18 protein-coding genes are annotated in these 19,133 nt (G+C 38.4%); 8 read left to right on the forward strand and 10 right to left on the reverse strand.

The features are described from left to right. The first annotated feature begins 32 nt into the window (after positions 1-32). The 7 genes from DUT68_RS09755 to DUT68_RS09785 all read left to right on the forward strand — a co-directional run bounded on the left by DUT68_RS09755 (position 33) and on the right by DUT68_RS09785 (position 8,039). On the forward strand, positions 33-794 hold the full coding sequence (locus DUT68_RS09755) for a class I SAM-dependent methyltransferase (protein ID WP_113637965.1): 762 nt from the start codon (positions 33-35) through the stop codon (positions 792-794). Positions 795-884: 90 nt separating this feature from the next. Beyond that, positions 885-1,484 carry a 3-isopropylmalate dehydratase small subunit gene (gene leuD / locus DUT68_RS09760; RefSeq protein WP_113638114.1) on the forward strand — a complete coding sequence of 200 codons (600 nt, stop codon included), beginning with the start codon at positions 885-887 and terminating at the stop codon, positions 1,482-1,484. A 126-nt stretch (positions 1,485-1,610) separates the two neighbouring features. Further along, positions 1,611-3,095 carry an ATP-binding cassette domain-containing protein gene (locus DUT68_RS09765; RefSeq protein ID WP_113638115.1) on the forward strand — a complete coding sequence of 495 codons (1,485 nt, stop codon included), beginning with the start codon at positions 1,611-1,613 and terminating at the stop codon, positions 3,093-3,095. Positions 3,096-3,279: 184 nt separating this feature from the next. Continuing rightward, complete coding sequence (gene leuB, locus DUT68_RS09770) at positions 3,280-4,353, forward strand: 3-isopropylmalate dehydrogenase (RefSeq protein WP_113637967.1); 1,074 nt, start codon at positions 3,280-3,282, stop codon at positions 4,351-4,353. Positions 4,354-4,433: 80 nt separating this feature from the next. Further along, entirely contained in the window at positions 4,434-5,606 is a 1,173-nt protein-coding gene (locus DUT68_RS09775) for a 2-isopropylmalate synthase (protein ID WP_113637969.1), read from the forward strand. Positions 5,607-5,902: 296 nt separating this feature from the next. Next, complete coding sequence (ilvA, locus tag DUT68_RS09780) at positions 5,903-7,153, forward strand: threonine ammonia-lyase IlvA (RefSeq protein ID WP_113637971.1); 1,251 nt, start codon at positions 5,903-5,905, stop codon at positions 7,151-7,153. A gap of 469 nt (positions 7,154-7,622) precedes the next feature. Next, positions 7,623-8,039: a hypothetical protein gene (locus DUT68_RS09785; protein ID WP_113637973.1), complete on the forward strand. Its 417-nt coding sequence runs from the start codon at positions 7,623-7,625 to the stop codon at positions 8,037-8,039. Positions 8,040-8,048: 9 nt separating this feature from the next. Here the strand turns inward: DUT68_RS09785 and DUT68_RS09790 are convergent, their stop codons facing one another. From DUT68_RS09790 to DUT68_RS09805, 4 genes are all read right to left on the reverse strand, one after another. After that, positions 8,049-9,041 carry an ABC transporter ATP-binding protein gene (locus DUT68_RS09790; RefSeq protein WP_113637975.1) on the reverse strand — a complete coding sequence of 331 codons (993 nt, stop codon included), beginning with the start codon at positions 9,039-9,041 and terminating at the stop codon, positions 8,049-8,051. A 419-nt stretch (positions 9,042-9,460) separates the two neighbouring features. After that, positions 9,461-10,273, reverse strand: coding sequence for an outer membrane beta-barrel protein (locus DUT68_RS09795; RefSeq protein ID WP_113637977.1), 813 nt, complete (start codon positions 10,271-10,273; stop codon positions 9,461-9,463). An 84-nt stretch (positions 10,274-10,357) separates the two neighbouring features. Continuing rightward, a complete protein-coding gene (locus DUT68_RS09800) occupies positions 10,358-11,137 on the reverse strand; it encodes a hypothetical protein (protein WP_113637979.1) in 780 nt (259 codons plus the stop codon). Beyond that, positions 11,118-11,687, reverse strand: coding sequence for an RNA polymerase sigma factor (locus DUT68_RS09805; protein WP_113637981.1), 570 nt, complete (start codon positions 11,685-11,687; stop codon positions 11,118-11,120). The genes DUT68_RS09800 and DUT68_RS09805 overlap by 20 nt, the downstream gene beginning before the upstream one ends. Before the next feature lie 420 nt (positions 11,688-12,107). Between DUT68_RS09805 and DUT68_RS09810 the strand changes: the two genes are divergently transcribed. Further along, complete coding sequence (locus DUT68_RS09810) at positions 12,108-12,479, forward strand: DoxX family membrane protein (protein ID WP_113637983.1); 372 nt, start codon at positions 12,108-12,110, stop codon at positions 12,477-12,479. A gap of 114 nt (positions 12,480-12,593) precedes the next feature. On the opposite strand, the gene DUT68_RS09815 is transcribed toward DUT68_RS09810, so the two are convergent. The 6 genes from DUT68_RS09815 to DUT68_RS09840 all read right to left on the reverse strand — a co-directional run bounded on the left by DUT68_RS09815 (position 12,594) and on the right by DUT68_RS09840 (position 19,042). Next, entirely contained in the window at positions 12,594-14,483 is a 1,890-nt protein-coding gene (locus DUT68_RS09815) for a mucoidy inhibitor MuiA family protein (RefSeq protein WP_113637985.1), read from the reverse strand. Between the two features lie 161 nt (positions 14,484-14,644). Continuing rightward, on the reverse strand, positions 14,645-15,838 hold the full coding sequence (gene lepB / locus DUT68_RS09820) for a signal peptidase I (protein ID WP_113637987.1): 1,194 nt from the start codon (positions 15,836-15,838) through the stop codon (positions 14,645-14,647). Positions 15,839-15,840: 2 nt separating this feature from the next. Further along, complete coding sequence (gene dapB, locus DUT68_RS09825) at positions 15,841-16,584, reverse strand: 4-hydroxy-tetrahydrodipicolinate reductase (RefSeq protein WP_113637989.1); 744 nt, start codon at positions 16,582-16,584, stop codon at positions 15,841-15,843. 71 nt (positions 16,585-16,655) lie between these two features. Next, entirely contained in the window at positions 16,656-17,330 is a 675-nt protein-coding gene (locus DUT68_RS09830) for a DUF5683 domain-containing protein (protein ID WP_113637991.1), read from the reverse strand. Continuing rightward, a complete protein-coding gene (locus DUT68_RS09835; protein ID WP_113637993.1) occupies positions 17,330-18,229 on the reverse strand; it encodes a ParB/RepB/Spo0J family partition protein in 900 nt (299 codons plus the stop codon). Before DUT68_RS09835 ends, DUT68_RS09830 begins: the two co-directional genes overlap by 1 nt. A gap of 9 nt (positions 18,230-18,238) precedes the next feature. Continuing rightward, positions 18,239-19,042 (reverse strand): ParA family protein, encoded by an 804-nt coding sequence (locus DUT68_RS09840; protein ID WP_113637995.1) that lies wholly within the window; start codon positions 19,040-19,042, stop codon positions 18,239-18,241. Positions 19,043-19,133 lie beyond the last annotated feature (91 nt).

The following is a 19,133-nucleotide window of genomic DNA, read 5'->3' on the forward strand; positions in this document are numbered from 1 at the left end:
TTACATGCCTTAAATGGTTAAAATAACATATTATGCCAGAAATACATTGGGACAGCAAGCTTTACAACGAACAACATCGTTTCGTATCAGATTACGGGGCTGATGTTTTGCAATGGTTAGACGCCAAAGCAGGCGAAAACATTTTGGATGTAGGTTGTGGAACAGGTGATTTGGCTGCTAAAATTCAAGAAGCTGGAGCCAAAGTTTTAGGTGTTGATGCATCAGCTGACATGATTGAATTAGCGAAGCAAAACTATCCGACTATTTACTTTGAGCAAAAAGACGCAGCCGCTTTAGATTACAACCGTGAGTTTGATGCCGTATTTAGCAACGCAACTTTCCATTGGATTGAAAACCAAAGAGGCTTATTGAGAGGAATTTATAAAGCACTTAAACATGGCGGCCGACTGATAGCTGAGTTTGGCGGAAAAGGCAATGTAAAATCCATTACAGATGCCATTGACCAAGCGGCAAAAGAATTAGGTTTGGAACACAAAGTGATTTCTAGCTTTTGGTTTTTTCCCTCTATTGCTCATTACGCTAACTTATTGGAATCAAGCGGGTTTGAAACCGAACAAATGTGGCTATTCGATAGACCTACAAAGCTCACTGGAGAAGATGGGATGCTAAAATGGATCAATCAATTTGCCCAACATGCCTTCGTCAACCTGAATGAAGAAGAAACTAAATCAGTTTCAGAATTAGCGGTAAGCATTTTAAAGCCAGCTCATTTTAAAAACGGAGATTGGATTGCAGATTATAAAAGACTAAGGATAAAAGCAATAAAGAAGTAACCAAAATAGTACTGTCATGCTGACGAAGGAAGCATCTGTAACCGACAAAACAGATTCTTCGCTGCGCTCAGAATGACAAAAAAGGATAAAATGAAAAAATTTGAAACATTAAGCTCATCGGTAGTTCCCTTATCGATCGAGAATATAGACACGGACCAAATCATCCCGGCGAGGTTTTTAAAAGCAACTACGCGTGAGGGCTTTGGAGAAAATCTTTTCCGCGATTGGCGTTACAATACGGACAATACCCCTAAGGCAGATTTTGTATTGAACAACCCAACATACAGCGGAAAAATTTTGGTTGCGGGAAAAAACTTTGGTTGCGGCAGTAGCCGTGAGCATGCGGCTTGGGCAATTCAAGATTATGGCTTTGATGTAGTAATTAGCAGCTTTTTTGCTGATATTTTCAAAGGTAATGCACTAAATAACGGCTTATTACCCATCCAAGTTAGCGAGGAATTTTTAGCAGAGATTTTTACGCAAGTAGCTAAAGATGCTGCTTCTACCCTAACGGTAAATCTAGAAGAACAAACCGTAACGATTGACGCTACCGGAAAGGCCGAGACCTTCGAAATCAATCCATACAAAAAATCTTGTTTGATTAACGGTTACGATGATATCGATTTCGTTCGCAGCCAAACTGATTTGATTGAGGAATTTGAGAAAAATAAAGTTTTTAAATTTTACTAAAAGCCAATTCGTCATTGCGAGGAAGAATGACGAAGCAATCTTATAATGACTAACAAAATCGTTAAGATGGCTTTACCAAATATTCGGCACAAGCCGTTACTCGCAATGATGCCAGAAAATAAAACAATGAGTAAAACAATAGTCCAAATCACCAACTTCAACCTAAAATACGGCAATAAAACCGTGTTAACGGATTTGGAATGGACTATTCAAAAGAGTGAAAACTGGCTTTTATATGGCGTTAGTGGAAGTGGCAAAACCGCATTATTGAAAGCAATAGCAGGTATTGAAAAAAGCAGTAGCGAAATTGTCGTCAGCTTTGATGAACAGTACAATGCACAGCCCGTCTGCCAATACATTGCGCAATGGTATCAGTTCAAAAACAAAGAAGGCGTTGCCAATTTCTATTATCAGCAGCGCTACAACGTTCAACAAGTACAAAATACCTTAACCGTTAATGCCGAACTAGCGCATTACGCTATAGAAAATCATCTCTCAATTGAGCAGGCAAATCCAATTTTAAAGGCACTAGGTTTCGATAGTCTTCGAAATGCCCAACTGATAGAGCTATCAAGCGGCGAACATAAAAAATTGCAATTGGTAAAAGCCCTATGGTTGAAACCGCAGCTTTTATTGTTAGACCAGCCTTACACCGGCTTGGATATTCAATCTCGTCGAAATCTTAATTTGTTACTAAATAAAATTACTAGCGAGGGTACGCAACTGGTATTGGTAAGTAACGAGAATGAAGTTCCCGATTGCATCAATAGGTTTGCAAAAATCATCGATGGAAAATTAATAACGCAACTAGCTTCTTCTACAACAAATATTGCAGTTGAAGAACGACCTATTCCTGACTTTTTAAAAGAAGCACCTGCATCAAGCAACAATACCTTAGTTAAAATGGTTGATGTTAACATCAGCTATGGCTCAAAACAAGTGCTCAAAAATATCAACTGGGAGGTTAAAGCAGGCGAAAAATGGCTTTTACAGGGGCATAATGGCTCGGGAAAATCAACTTTACTAAGCTTGGTTAATGGAGATCATCCACAAGCTTACGCTAACGAAATTTATCTCTTTGGCAATAAACGTGGCTCAGGAGAAAGCATTTGGGACATCAAGGAACACATTGGCCTAATTTCGCCGGAACTGCATTGGTATTTCGATTTTAATGCTACCGTTTGGCAAAGTATCGCTTCCGGATTTTTCGATAGCATCGGCTTATACAAAGAAATAGGTTGGCAAAAGCGCACCCAAATTGATGAGATTATAGATTATTTTGGCCTAACGGCAGATAAGAACGAGGTTTTAGCGCAGCTTCCATTAGGCAAGCAACGTTTGGTGCTATTGGCAAGAACGGTAATTAAAAACCCAGAATTATTGGTTTTAGACGAGCCTTGCCAAGGTTTGGATGCACAACAAACACTTCAATTTAACAATTTAATTGATGGCTTGTGCACTACTAATAGAACTTTGATCTACGTATCGCACAGCGATGATCAACTACCTAAAAACTTAACCCATCAGCTTTTACTTAGCAAAGGAGAAGTGATTGGAAATGATATTTATAATAAGAAAACGAACATTGAAGAATTAGAAAGCGTGATTTAAAACTCGGAATTACATGAAGCACTAGAGATTGCTTCGTGCCTCGCAATGACGTAACTATTGTCGTCATTGCGAGGAGGAACGACAAAGCAATCTCATTAAACGCAGGACAATTATCACGATAAAAAACATATAAAGAAAAACGGCAAAGCCCTCTTGAATGCCCTTAAAAAGAAATAAATACACAATGAAAAAACACATTTTAGTAATACCTGGAGATGGGATTGGACAGGAAGTAACACAATGGGGAAAACAAGCTTTAGAAAAAGTGGCGGTTAACTATGGCCATGATTTTACTTTTGACGAAGCGCTGATGGGACATGCCGCCATTGAGGTTACTGGCAACCCACTTCCTGACGAAACTTTAGAAAAAGCAGGCCAAAGTGATGCAATATTATTTGGCGCCATCGGCCATGCCATGTACGATAATGATCCTTCTCTTAAAGTACGTCCGGAACAGGGCTTGTTAAAAATCAGGAAAGAACTTGGCCTTTATGCTAACCTGCGTCCCATCCTATTGTTCGATGAGTTGTTAGAAGCATCTAGCATCAAAGCGCATATCTTAAAAGGTACTGATATTTTGTTTTTCAGAGAGTTGACTGGTGATGTTTATTTTGGCGAAAAATCCCGTTCGGAGGATAGAAATACAGCATCTGATTTGATGATTTATCACAAATACGAAGTTGAACGCATTGCACATAAAGCTTTCCAAGCTGCACAGCAAAGAAGTAAAAAACTGTGTTCAGTAGATAAAGCTAACGTTTTAGAAAGTTCTCGTTTGTGGCGTGAAACTGTACAAGAAATTGCAAAGCAATATCCTGACGTACAAACTTCACACATGTTTATTGATAATGCCGCAATGCAGCTCATTAAAGACCCTAAACAGTTCGATGTGGTGCTCACCGCTAACTTATTTGGCGATATCCTAACTGATGAGGCATCACAAATTGCAGGGTCAATGGGCATGCTTGCCTCCGCCTCTGTTGGTGATGGCGTTGGTTTCTATGAACCTATCCACGGTTCAGCACACGATATTGCTGGAAAAAACTTAGCAAACCCACTGGCTTCCATCCTATCTGCTGCACTAATGCTCGAAATTAGTTTCGGACTAAAACAAGAAGCTAAGGCACTTACTGATGCAGTAGATGAAACCTTAAAACAGGGTTGGAGAACTGGTGATATTGCCGACCAAAATACCGCTAGCGACAAAATTTTGGGAACAAAAGAAATGGGAGAAAAAGTAATTAGTTTAATAAAGTAGAAATTAAAAAATAAGCAAACCTAGAGTAAACAATAAATAGGCATTTGCCTTTTGAATTTTTACTTTTTAATTGAAATATTATGTTACACGATCCAAACAGAGTACATATTTTTGACACCACCTTGCGTGATGGCGAGCAGGTGCCAGGGTGCCAGTTGAGCACACCTCAAAAAATTGAAATTGCAAAATCGTTGGAACTGCTAGGCGTAGATGTAATTGAAGCTGGTTTTCCTGTTTCTAGCCCCGGCGATTTCAATAGCGTGATAGAACTCTCTAAAGCGGTGAACGACCCCATCATTTGTGCTTTAACAAGAGCAAACAAAAATGATATCGACGTTGCTGCCGATGCCCTACGTTATGCTAAAAGGCCTCGTATACACACTGGTATAGGTGCTTCGGATATGCACATCAAAACTAAATTCAACAGCACTAGGGAGGAAATTTTAGAACGTGCTATTGAAGCGGTAAAATATGCCAAAAAATACGTGGAGGATGTGGAATTTTATGCAGAAGATGCTGGACGTGCCGATATTGAATATTTAGCTAAAATGATTGAGGCTGTGATTGCTGCTGGTGCTACCGTGGTAAATATTCCAGATACTAATGGCTATTGCTTGCCTGATCAATACGGATCTAAAATTCTTTACCTAAAGGAAAACGTAAAAAACATTGATAAAGCGATCATCTCTTGCCACTGCCACAATGATTTAGGCTTGGCTACGGCCAACTCTATTGCTGGCTTACAAAATGGTGCTCGCCAAGTGGAGTGTACCGTAAATGGCATTGGTGAACGTGCTGGTAACACTTCCATGGAAGAGGTGGTAATGATTTTAAAAACTCATAAGACCTTGGGATTAAATACCAACATCAATACGCAGGGCTTTTATGAAATCAGTCACCAGGTACGTAGCCTGATGAATATGCCTGTACAACCAAATAAAGCTATTGTGGGAGCAAATGCTTTTGCACACAGCTCTGGTATACATCAAGATGGTTTCTTAAAAAATCGTGAAAACTACGAAATAATTAGACCTGAGGATGTTGGTTTCCCTGATGCAACTATTGTGTTGACTGCAAGAAGCGGCCGACATGCGTTAAAACATCATTTAGATAGACTTGGACATCAATTAGATAAGGAGCAATTAGCTGTGGTTTATACTGCATTTTTAGATTTAGCAGATAAAAAACAAGGGATTGAAGACAGCGATTTAAATGAATTGGTATCAGTTCATTTAGCACCGAAGTTGAGTTAGTTTTTGCTCATCGCCATTTCCCGCGTAGGCGGGAATCTTAAAGCGGTGAAAAGGTAAAAACTACAATACAAGAATTTAGTCTGTCATCCAGAGGCGTAGCGAAGGATCTAGCTGTAAAGTACTGAAAAAATAGATTCCTCGTTCCTCAGAATGACAGCAACTAAGTTTGATAAAAAAACTTGCAACGAATAGCCCCGAAGTAAATTCCGGACAAGCAGGCCTATTGTAACCGATGAAAAGCCGGAATTGCTTTTCAAAAATAAAATTAAAGCTTCGCCAACTGGCGGATTTAGAAAATGGAAACAACAACAGCATATACTTTCGACTTCGAAAAGGCTTTTGAAACGCTGCAAGGCGTAGTAAAAAGAACACCTTTGGAATTTAACGCAGGACTTTCTTTAAAGTACAATGCCAATATTTATTTGAAGCGAGAGGATTTACAAATTGTACGTTCTTATAAATTACGAGGCGCTTACAACAAAATTAGCGGATTAACTGCCGACCAACTCCAAAATGGTGTGGTTTGCGCTAGTGCCGGTAACCATGCGCAAGGTGTGGCTTATTCGTGCAAAAAACTTGGTATTAAAGGCGTCATTTTCATGCCAGAAATTACACCTAAACAGAAAATTACCCAAGTAAATATGTTTGGCGGCGATCATATTGAAGTGGTGCTTGTAGGCGATACTTTTGATGATTGCTTAAAGGAAGCTTTAGCCTATTGCGAAGCGAAATCAGCTACTTTTATTCCTCCATTTGATGATGAAAAGGTAATAGAAGGCCAAGCTACTGTGATGATGGAAGTTTACCAAGACTTGCCAGATTTGGATGCGATAGTAGTTCCAGTTGGTGGCGGCGGGCTAGCATCGGGTGTTACTGCTTATTTGCAAACGGTGAAGCCTAGCGTAAAAGTTTTTGGTGTTGAACCGATGGGCGCTCCATCCTTAACTGAAGCAATTAAACATGGCGGACCGGTAACGGTAGAAAATATTGAACGATTTGTTGATGGTGCCGCAGTAAAACGCATGGGCTGGCTTACCTACAAATACTGCAGTGATTTACTTAGCTCTACTTATTTAATTCCGGAAGGACAAATTTGCACCACCATTTTAAAGCTGTATAATGAAGATGCCATTGTGGTTGAGCCTGCCGGAGCTTTATCTGTAGCGGCATTAGAGCAGGTAAAAGATCAAATTGTTGGCAAAACCGTTGTATGCGTGGTAAGCGGTGGCAATAATGATATTGAGCGAATGCAGGAAATCAAGGAGAAATCTTTGCTTTTTGAAGGCTTAAAGCATTATTTCATTGTACGCTTTCCGCAGCGACCAGGAGCCTTAAAACTTTTCGTGAATGAAGTTTTGGGCCCTCAGGATGATATTACCCGTTTCGAATTCATCAAAAAAACAAACCGTGAAAACGGTCCTGCATTGGTAGGTATAGAATTGATGAACAAGAATGATTATCCTAGTTTATTGCAACGCATGAAAGACTTTAAGTTTGATGTAATTGAACTGAACCAGGACGCTACTTTGTTTGAGTATTTGGTGTAACGTCAGCCAGCCCCTTCATAAGAGTAGAAAAAAAATGAGGTTGCAAAAACTTCTAAATTACAACACACATTGTTCAATGCTGCTCTCTCCTTTTAGGGAGAGATGTCCGCAGGACAGAGAGGGTAAAGAAACCTTTCCATAATTGTAACATCTGAATAGGAGCCAAGAAGTTGTCTCCTATTTTGTTTTCAGCGCAAATAGAATATCCAAAAAAACGTCCAATTTTATTTGTTAAAGCTTCAACATTAAAAAATAATCAATCTATTTTTTTGTTACAAACCTTTAAAAAACCATGCTAAATCGCGTTAAACAAAACTCTCTTTCTTTTGTTTACGATTTTTTAGTTTAATGCTTGACCTTGACATTTTTTTGGCATGATTTTAATGTATGTTAAATAACACACAAATGAAATTGAATTGAAATATCCAAAGTGCAAACCTAGGAGTTTCTGAATCTTAAACAACAAACAATGAAAAAGCTAACCTTACTCCTACTTTGCGTTGCCACACTAGGTCTGGTATCATGCAAGAAAGACACTTACATCACACAAGAATTAAAGGCGAAAACTTACAATTACGAAATTAGAACCTCAGATTGGAAAAGAAATGCCAATGGAAGTTATACTGCAACTTGGATAAATAAAAAATTTGATAATATAACGTTAGAAGACGAAGGTGTGATGGTTTACTTTGAGCACCCAGTTACACCAAGTAGCTTTATTCAACTACCATATACATTCAACTATAGTGCTTACAGCTACGAACTTTTCAATGGTGGAATTGCTTTTGATGTACAGGACACTAACAATTTAGCGAATAGTGTTGCACCTAATTACACCATACTAGTTAAAGTGGTGGTGGTTCCTTCGGAATACGAACCTAATTAATTTTTAAACTTAATACTCTAAAAAACGGCCAATGTTCACATACACTTGGTCGTTTTTTTTGTGCTCACCACTATTGAGCTGCAAGGCTCTAATGTACACTCCATTTCTTTCTAATAATAACTCGTCGTAAAAACCTTTGTAATAAATATCGCGTACGTTAAATTTCTTTGCCGACCAGCCCGCTTTTAGCTCCACCCACTCAGGGTAAAAACAAACCTGCTCGCCACTTACTTTTAGTTCTAAAGCTTGAGCTTCTTTTTTAGAAAGCACTACTGCATTGCCCAACATTTTGGCGGTATAGGTGCTATTTGGATGATTGTAAACTTCCCGTGGTTTGCCCTGTTGCAACAACTTCCCTTCTTTTATCATCACCAAACGATCAGCCATAAACAAACCATCGGTAGCATCATGAGATACCATAATGATGGTCAATCCGGTATCTTTTGACAACTGTTTAATATCGGCTCTCAACTGGTTTTTTAAAATAGCATCTACTTGAGAAAAAGGTTCGTCTAGCAACAAAACTTTGGTATCGCTAACTAGGGCTTTTGCAATAGCTACACGTTGTTGTTCGCCACCACTTAATGCTATAATTTTTTTGTCTTTAAGTGCAGTAATTCGAAGGTGTTCCATTACCTCCATGGTTTTTTGCTGCTTTAAAGCAACATTGGTGTTTGAAAGCTGCGAAGCAATGTTGTCGTAAACCTTTGCATAAATATTGAGCGAAAAATCTTGGGTTACCATTTTCATTTCTGCATGCCCCGGAATCAATTGTTCATCCGGACCTTTAACACGCTTGCCATTGAAAATTACTTCGCCCTCATCTACTTTTAACAAACCGTAAATACATTTAAGCAAGGTTGATTTACCACTACCACTTTCGCCAATAATAGCTACAATTTCACCTTTATTAATTTCAAAACTGATATCGGAAATTCCAGATAATTGCTCTGCCTGATGCTGCTTTGTTAAATGCTGTATACTTAAAATTTGTTCGCTCACGGCATAAAGATAAAGAAAGTCCGGGAGTTTGGAAGTGGGAAGTTGGCAAGTCCGAGAGTCCGGAAGTCCGCAAGACCGTAAAATTAAATAGACCGGAAGTGTAAATTGATATAAGTTCCCTTGCAATTACTAACGCTACCTAATTCATGACAGCTAACCAAGCACAATTCTCTTCTTTTTGGGGAGAGATGCCGAAGGCAGAGAGGGGCAAAAAAAATCCTGCCTCTTTTACAGAAACAGGATTAAGTTTTATTTGTGTGTGTGTAATAGTTTATTGGTTCATTGGTTCATTAGTTCATTGGTGCTACATTCAAACCTATCCAACTCTCTAACTTCCCGACTTTCGGACCTCCCGACTTCTCTGACTTTCGGACTCTCGGACTTTCGGACTTACCGACTTCTCCGACTTTCCGACTTATTTAATTCAATCCAAAAGTTAAACCAAACGACATTGCTTTTAAGCCTTTTTGTGCTGGTGTATCAAACAAATCATTAGCTGAGTACTTAGCAAATAAGCCTAAGCCGCCGTAACCAACTCTCACTGTACCACCGTAACGGAAAGCTGTGAAGTGATAGTCGTCGTTTACTTTAACTTTACCATATTTTTCGCTGATTTGTTTCACTTTTCCATCAAGTAAAAATGCAACCTCTGGGCCAAATACAAACCTGAAACGTTTACCGTGGCTATTTTCTTTAGTTCTTAATTCAAAGTTCAATGGAAAATGTACATAGCTAGCCGAGAAACGGTTTTTACTAAAAGTAGCATCGGTTATTACATCATATTCCAAAGCTGGAGCATTTTTTCTGATAGTAATGTTTTGGTCTAAACGGATAAGTGTCCAATCAAAACCACCCGCCAAATAAATTTTAAAGTAGTTGTTAAATCTGTAGCCAAATTGCAAAAGATCAAATGATACGGTGCTAGTTTTCCAAGGCTTATAATCTAAGAAATTGTTAGCAGGCGATAAAGTAAAGCTTCCGTTATCTACCAATTTGGTGAAACCAATATCTAAGCGGGTAAAGGTAATTCCACCTACAAAACGACCTTTGTTTTGATCAACTTTTCCGGTGCTATCTTTTTTCTCACCAATGGTAATTCCAACACCATAGTTAATTTCAAACTTTTTACGTTTTACAGAATCTTTTACATTCTCGTCTTGCGCTTTTAAGCTACCTGCTGCCATAAAAGTAAGTCCACTTACCAATACTGCTTTTAAAATTAGATGTTTCATTTGTGTGTGTGTTTAATATTGTTGTAAGGTTGGAAGGTTACAAGGTTAAATCTCATCGATCCTGCAAAACCAAAAATCCCGTTCCTATTTATTATTTTTTTTATTCAATTTCAAAAACCCAATATTCAATCCAATAATCGATGAGTTGTCATCATCATCTGTATTAAACTTAATAAGTTTCTTTTCTCTTTTATCAACTTTGTCCACCACGTAATTCACCAAATCTCCCACGTTGCGTATTCCTTTTTTATTATCATTGTCCTCTACGGGGTCAATGTATTCCGTAGTTTCACCTTTTGTCGGAACTGCCGCTATCATTCGGTTGGTTTGTGTTTCTGTTGTTACCTTTTCTTGTTTAATCACCTCCAAAGGTTTAACCTCTCCCCTTTTGATACCGTCTTTAATAGCTAGATGATCATTCGTTTCAGATGGTTGCACGCTTGCAAAAATATTTTTTTGTTCATCGGCATTAACTGCCTCAACAGGCGCAACAGTACGTTTAACCGCTTGTACATACTTGGTAGCACTTGGCGCTGTAGTCTCATCGGCAACTACTTCATCTTGCGTAGTTACAACGGCAGTTACCGGCACAGTCGTAGTATTACTTTCATTACTTACAGAAGCCACTGCCGCAGCATTAGGCCTTAACAAAATTTTATCATCACTTTGTGTAAACAGCATTACCGATGCTACCACCGCCACACTAGCTGCAGCCGCAACCCACATCAGCGGGAAGCCCCGTTTTTTCTTAGGTTCCAATTTATCGGCAATATTGCCCCATAAATCTGCAGATGGTTCAATTTCTGCATCCATGAATTTATCGTGGAACAATTTATCAAAATCCTTATCCGGCATGTGTTGCATAACCAAAGCCCTCCAATTTTATAATTTCTTGTTGTAAAATAGCTCTTGCTCTCGAAAGTTGCGATTTGCTCGCTCCCTCCGTAATTCCTAACGTATCGGCAATTTCTTTGTGCGAATATCCCTCAATCACATACATGTTAAACACCATTCGGTATCCATCCGCCAGTTTCTGTATCACTTTCATTAAATCCTGCATACCCAAGCTACTAAAATCAAAACCGCTCGATGGTTGCTCATAAGCATCCTCAATAGGCACCACATTTAGTGTGCGTAGGTTTTTTCTGTAGCTTTCAATAGCAGTATTTACCATAATGCGTCGTATCCATCCTTCAAAAGATCCCTCACCTTTAAACTCCTTCACTTTCTGAAAAATTTTCACATAACCCATTTGCAATACATCTTCGGCTTCCATTCTGTCTTTAGCATATCTCATACACACGGCCAACATTTTAGATGCGGTTTGCCTGTAAAGCATCTCCTGCATCTGCCTGTTGCCAGCCTTACAGCCTTCCATCAGTTCGTCTAACGTATATGTTTTTGCCACCTTCATTTGTCTGCTTGTATTGGGTAGATGATCATTTCCACCCAAAGGTTGCAAGCCTTTTTATTTTTTTTGAATATTTTTTTCTAATGCTTTAAATAGGATTCCTCGAGGGTGATGTCTGTTTGTTTTTTGAAAAGCAAAAATAGCAGTTCTTGGGGTAATTTAGTCCTGCTTTTCACTCCAATCTTTTTGTTTTCTGGCTCTGGTCATTCCCACGTTAGGAGGAATCTGTTTCTGAAATGCATAAACTAAACAAATCCTTCTCCCGAAACTTCGGGATCAGGATCACAGCTTAAAAAAACAAAAAGGATTTTCGTTACAATCAGGTTTAGCGAACAAAAACCTGTACAAAATAGCTCAAATAAAGTTACTGCGTTTTAAAAAAGCTTTTACGTAACTTTAAGTAAATCAAAAAAACTAAAACGTATGAAAATTGTAAAAACCATTATCTGTGTCCTTTTTGGATTAATGTTCATTAACGGCGGACTAAACAAATTTTTCAATTACATTCCGGTGCCCGAATTACCAGCCGATCAGCTTAAAGTAATGAAAGCAATGATGACCATTCCTTGGCTAATGCCTTTATTAGCAACCATGGAAATTATTGGTGGCATCCTTTTCGCCATCCCAAAAACACGTGCCTTAGGTGCAATTGTTATTTTTCCAATAACGGTGGGCATCTTACTTCATCATATTACTGTGGCACCAGAAGCAATAATTATGGCAGCAGCATTATTTTTGATCAATATTTGGATTATTGCTGATAATTGGAGCAAATACAAGCCAATGGTAAATTAATAAAAAAAGACTTGCGAAGCTTTTAAACTTCGCAAGTCTTAATTCATCCCTTTACAGAAAGTTTTATTGCTGTAAAGCAATCATTTTCTTTTATCGGCATTAGCGCTAGTGAAATTACTCCATATTGATCGGTCTGTTTTTAGGATATTTCACCTGATATTTCAAATCAAGCTTCTTTTGTTCATTTGGCTGTAGCAAAAGCTGCCACGTAAGTTTCCCACTGGTTTCATCAAACTTTGCTTTGGAAATTTCCTGTCTTTCAACAGTAATATCACTATTTGTTGAAACCGGAACTTGATCTTCAATGGTAATATTAATTGCCTGGCTTTTCTTATTCTTCACATCAATTATAAAATGTCTGGTATCTTTTTGCGACGAACCGATAAACTGTCTTTCCGTAAAACCTTTCTGTTTTTCCCTTTTGATAGACACATTTTTATCTACACCTAAGGAAATTGTCAGCGTATCTGAATTTTGAACATCCAATAACGATTTGCCTAAATAAGTGCCTTCAAAGAAAATACTTGCTTCGCCGCTAATCAAATTAACTTCATTTAAATCGGTAATTTTAGCGGTCAAAAAAGCATCTGGAGTTACTTTAGGGATAGCGTAATATTCGTAATCAGCTTTAAAATCATAATTGCCTATGTCTACCGCAGCGTATTTTCCATCACTTAAAATAGTATAAGCCGTTTTAATCTCAAAAGTAACATTAGTGGGTTTCTCCATACTTTTTACTTCTAAGGGAACGGAAGATATAGAACTGGCACCTCTAATTTTGACATTAGTGCCAGCAACTTTACCTTCAAGCGCACTCGTTAAATTTTCTTTTGACCTGTAACCGGCCACAACCACTTCATTCAACGTGTTCACACTCGGATTAAGCCTAACATTCAGCTGTCCGGAATAGGCTGCAAGCTCCTGACGGTCATACCCCACGTAATTAAACTCCAGCTGATTGTTTCCAGCAGGCAGTTGTATGCTATAGTTACCGTCACCATCTGTTGCGGCACCTATTGATGAGTTTTTAACCCTAACCGATACACCAACCAATGGTGAATTATCACTTGCATCTACTATCCTCCCTCTAACAATATTAGCAGTTGCTGTTACCGGGTTAAAAAAGGAATATCCGGCACTTAAGTAACCTAAAGAATAAGTTGGCAAAGTTGGCTTCTCATTATTGTTGGATGGATTGCCTGAAGAAAGCGTCAATTTCACTCCCTTCCAATCTTCACCTGAATTTTGACTTACATTGGCCTTATAAACCAACTGAATAGGACTCGTTACATCTATCGCTCTGATATCATAGCTTGGGTACCAATTGGCATTTTTAACCAAGTAGCTGAGCGTGAACTTGCCTTTTGTTGCCACTTTGGCTGATACTTTCACCACCACATCGCTTGAATTGCCAATAGGCTTACCATCAACCTCTGCAGCTTGCATAGCCAATTTACCCATCTCTTTTCTCAAATCATCTATTTCTTTAGCCAATGCGGTCTGTTTATTCTTGGTGTCGGTTAATCGCTGCTTTTGAAAATCTAATGCAGCTTTCAATTTCACCAAATCATAAGTAACATAATCACCAGTTACCTTTTGGTTTTTCATTAGCATTTCTTCTTCCGCTTTATAAACTGCTATCTCGTTGTTTAACTTTTTGATTTTATCTTCATATTCATCAACTTTATTTTGCAAGGCTACTTTCTGTTCCGATTTTTTTTTCTCCAATAAGAAATTACGCTGTTTACCTACCGATAAGATAGTGAAATTGCCTTCGCCTTTGGCTTGTAAGCTTTGCGTTTCAATACTTGATGATAAACCAGAGAATACCAAAAGGCTTACGCCCTGCGGCACATCCACCTGATCAGATTGGCGCTGCACCTGTGCGCCTTGCATAAAAACAGTGACGTTTGTAATTTTTGAATTTACATTTAATTGAGGCTCTTGCGCATTAGTCCTAAAACCTGCTAAAACAAGTAATGCTAAAAGTATTTTTTTATTCATGTTGATTAAGTTGGTAACAACATGATGCCATTAAGAGCCAAATTACATAAGCACTAAACAAAAAAAGCACCACTTTAAAAGTGATGCTTTTTCTTAAGTTCGCTTTCTGTTGAAAACTTACGAAGTTTGGGAAACTATATAAGTTTAGCAACGAGTTAACATTAATGGATCCCTTTAAAAATTCGGCTCCATCTAATTTTATTTAAGAATTTCGCTTCGCCATCTACACTTAACCATATAAATAAAGCTTTACCTACCACGTGATCTTCTGGCACAAAACCCCAATAACGTGAATCAGCAGATGAATGTCGGTTATCTCCCATCATCCAATAGTAATTCATTTTGAATGTATAAGTAGTTGCCTTTTTATCGTTCAACATCCAATCGTTGCCTACTTTCTCTAATTTATTACCTTCATAAATACGGATGCTTCTTTCATAAAGTGGCATATTTACGCTGTCCAATGTTACTGTCCAACCTTTTTTAGGTACAATAATAGGCCCAAAGTTATCTAAATTCCATTTTCTGTTGATGTCATGAGGAAAAATCAAAGGATCATATTCTCCTTCAGGGCTAAGTTCCTCTTTAACCGACTTTACAAACGGAGATTTTTTAAGTTCCTCTACTAAATCAGGTGTACCTTCAAATCTGAAAATAGTTGGGAAGGCTGTTGCACCAATGCGGAAGCCCATATCTTCAAAAAGCTTAAAGTTAACTTCCGAAGTATTGAATTCAACGGTGTAGATAAATCCGCCAGTTCCAATTAACGGCGATGGTTTACCGTTTACCACAGCCATACCATTTTTCATGCTTATAGTATCGCCAGCAATGGCAATACAACGCTTAATAAAGTTTTCACGCTTATCTACCGGGCGGCTAGTTACTGAAAAATTAGACCAAATTGACTGACGAGTTTCACCGCGTAGCTGCATTTGATAGTAATTGTCATCTTGGCGTTCCAGCACTACTGTGTCACCTTCGGGAAAGTTGAAAACCACTACATCATTACGTTTAATCTCTTGCAGTCCTGGCAGCCTTCTATACTTCCATTGTACGCCATCCCAATATGCTTTAGTATTGATAAACGGCATAGTATGGTGAGCAAAAGGAAACGCAACAGGCGTCATCGGTACACGAGCGCCGTAGTTTACCTTGCTTACAAAAAGAAAGTCGCCTACTAAAAGCGAACGCTCCATTGAGCCCGTAGGAATGGTGTAGGCCTCAATAAAAAATACACGAATGATAGTTGCAGCCACTACCGCAAAAACAATGGCATCAACCCACTCTCTAGTTTTAGTTTTTTTCTTTTTAGGCTTATCAGAATCCTTTCTTCGTTGCCAAAATTTCCAGTTCATTATTAATCTTTAAAATTAAATATATCAGCTATGCTGTAAAAACCTCTTTTATCTTGTAGCCACTCGGCCGCCACTACCGCTCCCAGAGCAAATCCGGCCCTACTGTGTGCAGTGTGTTTAATCTCTATATCATCAACCTCTGAACTATATACCACGGTGTGCGTTCCTGGTACATTTTCAATGCGTAAAGACTCAATTAATAGTTGGTTGGCCTTTAACTTTTCAGGCATAGCAGCGCCCTCTAATTCATTCACCCACTCCGTTTTACCATCTAATTGTTCAATAATCCCCTCTGCAATGGTCATGGCTGTACCGCTTGGTGCATCCAATTTTTGTGTATGGTGTATTTCTTCCACCTGTACATCATAAGCTGGATAATTGTTCATCAGCTTTGCTAAAACTTTATTCAAGTGAAAAAAGATATTAACGCCAATACTGAAGTTAGAGCCATAAAGTAGTGTATTGTTACCAGCTGCGCAATCATTTTTTATGCGCTGTAATTCACCGTACCATCCAGTAGTACCAACTACTACAGGCACATTGGCCTCAAAGCATTTGCTAATGTTGTCAACGGCTGCATCTGGAGCACTAAAATCAATAGCTACATTGGCCTTTTTAAGGTTGGCCACCGTAAAATCCTGAAGATTTTCAACGCCTATTTTAAGTACAACTTCGTGTCCTCTTTCGGTAGCAAAACGTTCGATAATTTGCCCCATTTTGCCATAGCCTAAAAGTGCTATTTTCATTTGTTTGATATTTAATAAGTTGCAGCGCCAAAACCTGCTGCAATATTGGCTTATACTATTTTATTGCTTAGCTAAAGTTTAAGCGTAAGTTTTAATCCCGGCGCAATCTGATTGAAACCGTACATGCTATTTGCATTTGTATGAATTGCTGTAGGCGAAATTTTAAAAGATAGCGTTTCATCTACATTAAAATACTTTAAACGGGCAGTTACAAAAGCATCCAGCACGTTAAGTCCGTACAAACCAACTAATGATATGATTACAATTTCGCGGTTACGCTTATAAATATTTTTAGCTACTGTTAAGGCGTTAACATCCGGATATTGAGTTAAGCCGTTGTCTGGATCTGGTTTTTTATAGAGCTGACGGTATTGCAATTCACGCAAAAAGCGGTTATAGTTATTATTGTTGTCGATATAAGACATCACCAATAAAGTTCCACCGGCGTAAATGGCACCAATTTTACCAATGATGTACATTTTTTGGCCAATTCTTTTACCTTGGGTTCTACCAGCTTTTACATCATCAACCACCAAGCCATAGTTATACATTTGGCCCAATCCGGGGAAAATTAACGAACGATAAACTGCCTTTTTACCCGCTATCCTGCCTTGGTTAACATATTTGGCGGGTGCAATGGTATCTAATTTAGCAGTAGTATCCTGTTTAACTGGGGTAGCTGGATTTTGCGCTTTAGCAATTGCGAAAACGGAACAACATAAAACAGAAAGCAAAATTGCCCGCATTACCAATCTAAAAGTTCTAGGATTCGATTAAGATCTTCACTATTTACAAAAGGTATTTCTATAGCGCCCTTTCCATTATCTTTTACCTTTAACTTTACGTTAGTAGCAAATTTTGACGCTAAATCCTTTTGTAGTTTTTGATATTCGAAAGAAACTACCTCAGTTTTAGTTGGGGCTTTTACTTGTACGTGGTTAATACCTCGTACCATATCTTCCACCTTACGTACTGAAAGTCCTTTATCTATAATTTCTTGGTGGATGAAAAGTTGTTTTTCAACATCATCAACCGATATTAAAGCTCTTGCATGGCCCATCGAAATTTTATTATCGCGAATGGAAGCCTGAATTACTGGTGGCAATTTCAACAACCTTAAATAGTTGGCAACAGTAGTTCTATTTTTGCCCACACGTTCACCTAGTTGCTCAGGTTTGAGGCTACACTCATCAATCATTTGCTGGAAACTCAAAGCCACTTCAATTGCATTTAAATTTTCACGCTGAATATTCTCGATAAGTGCCATTTCCAACATTTGTTGGTTATCAGCAGTACGGATATAAGCTGGAATTTCAGTTAATCCTGCCAATTTAGAGGCCCTAAACCTACGCTCACCAGAAATCAATTGGTATTTGTTGCCGTTTTTACGAACGGTGATTGGCTGAATTAAGCCCTGCACTCTGATGGATTCGGCAAGTTCGTCCAAAGCTACCTGATCAAATTCTGTACGAGGTTGATAAGGATTTGTTTCAATATCAGCAATGCTGATGTGGCTAATGCTACCTACTTGAGGGGTAGCGGGTATATTTTCAACGGCAGGTTTTGAGGAATTAACCGTTTCGTTATCATCCAACAATGCACTTAATCCTTTACCTAATCCGGTTTTTCTTTGAAAAGATGTCATCTATAAATCTTAAATAGTTGCTGTGTTTTCTGCCTGCTCTTCTTTCACCAATCCGTTTTTACGAACAATTTCTCTAGCTAAATTTAAATAATTGATTGCGCCCTTGCTGTTGGCATCATGCATAATCACCGATACACCGTAGCTAGGAGCCTCACTTAAACGAGTGTTACGCTGAATAATAGTTTCAAACACTAAATCTTGGAAATGCGTTTTCACCTCTTCAACCACTTGGTTAGATAAACGCAACCTTACATCGTACATAGTCAGTAAAATTCCTTCTATTTCCAAAGCTGGATTAAGTCTATTCTGTACAATTTTAATGGTATTGAGCAATTTACCCAATCCTTCCAAAGCGAAATACTCGCACTGTACTGGAATAATTACAGAGTCGGCCGCTGTTAAAGAGTTGATTGTAATTAAACCTAACGATGGCGAACAATCGATGATAATGAAATCATATTGGTCCTTCACTTTTTCCAATACGGTTTTCATTTTGTACTCTCGATTGGCCAAGTTAATCATCTCAATTTCGGCACCTACCAAATCAATGTGAGCAGGCAACAAATCTAAATTGGGAGTTTCTGTTTTTACAATGGCGTCTGTAGGTTCAACATCGTTAATGATACATTCGTAGATGCTGTTTTTGATGTTTCTGGGATCAAAGCCGATACCCGAGGTAGAATTGGCTTGAGGGTCTGCATCAACCAAAAGCGTTCTATATTCCAAAACGGCTAAACTAGCTGCTAAATTAATAGATGAGGTAGTTTTTCCAACTCCCCCTTTTTGGTTTGCTAAAGCAATAATTTTACTCATTTATCCTCCTTAAAAAAGCCATCGCTTATAATGGCCTTATTTTAAAATAAAAATATCTAAAAAATGCTATTTTTGCGATGTATAGGCATTT

It is taken from the genome of Pedobacter zeaxanthinifaciens, from assembly GCF_003313335.1.
Lineage (GTDB): Bacteria > Bacteroidota > Bacteroidia > Sphingobacteriales > Sphingobacteriaceae > Pedobacter > Pedobacter zeaxanthinifaciens.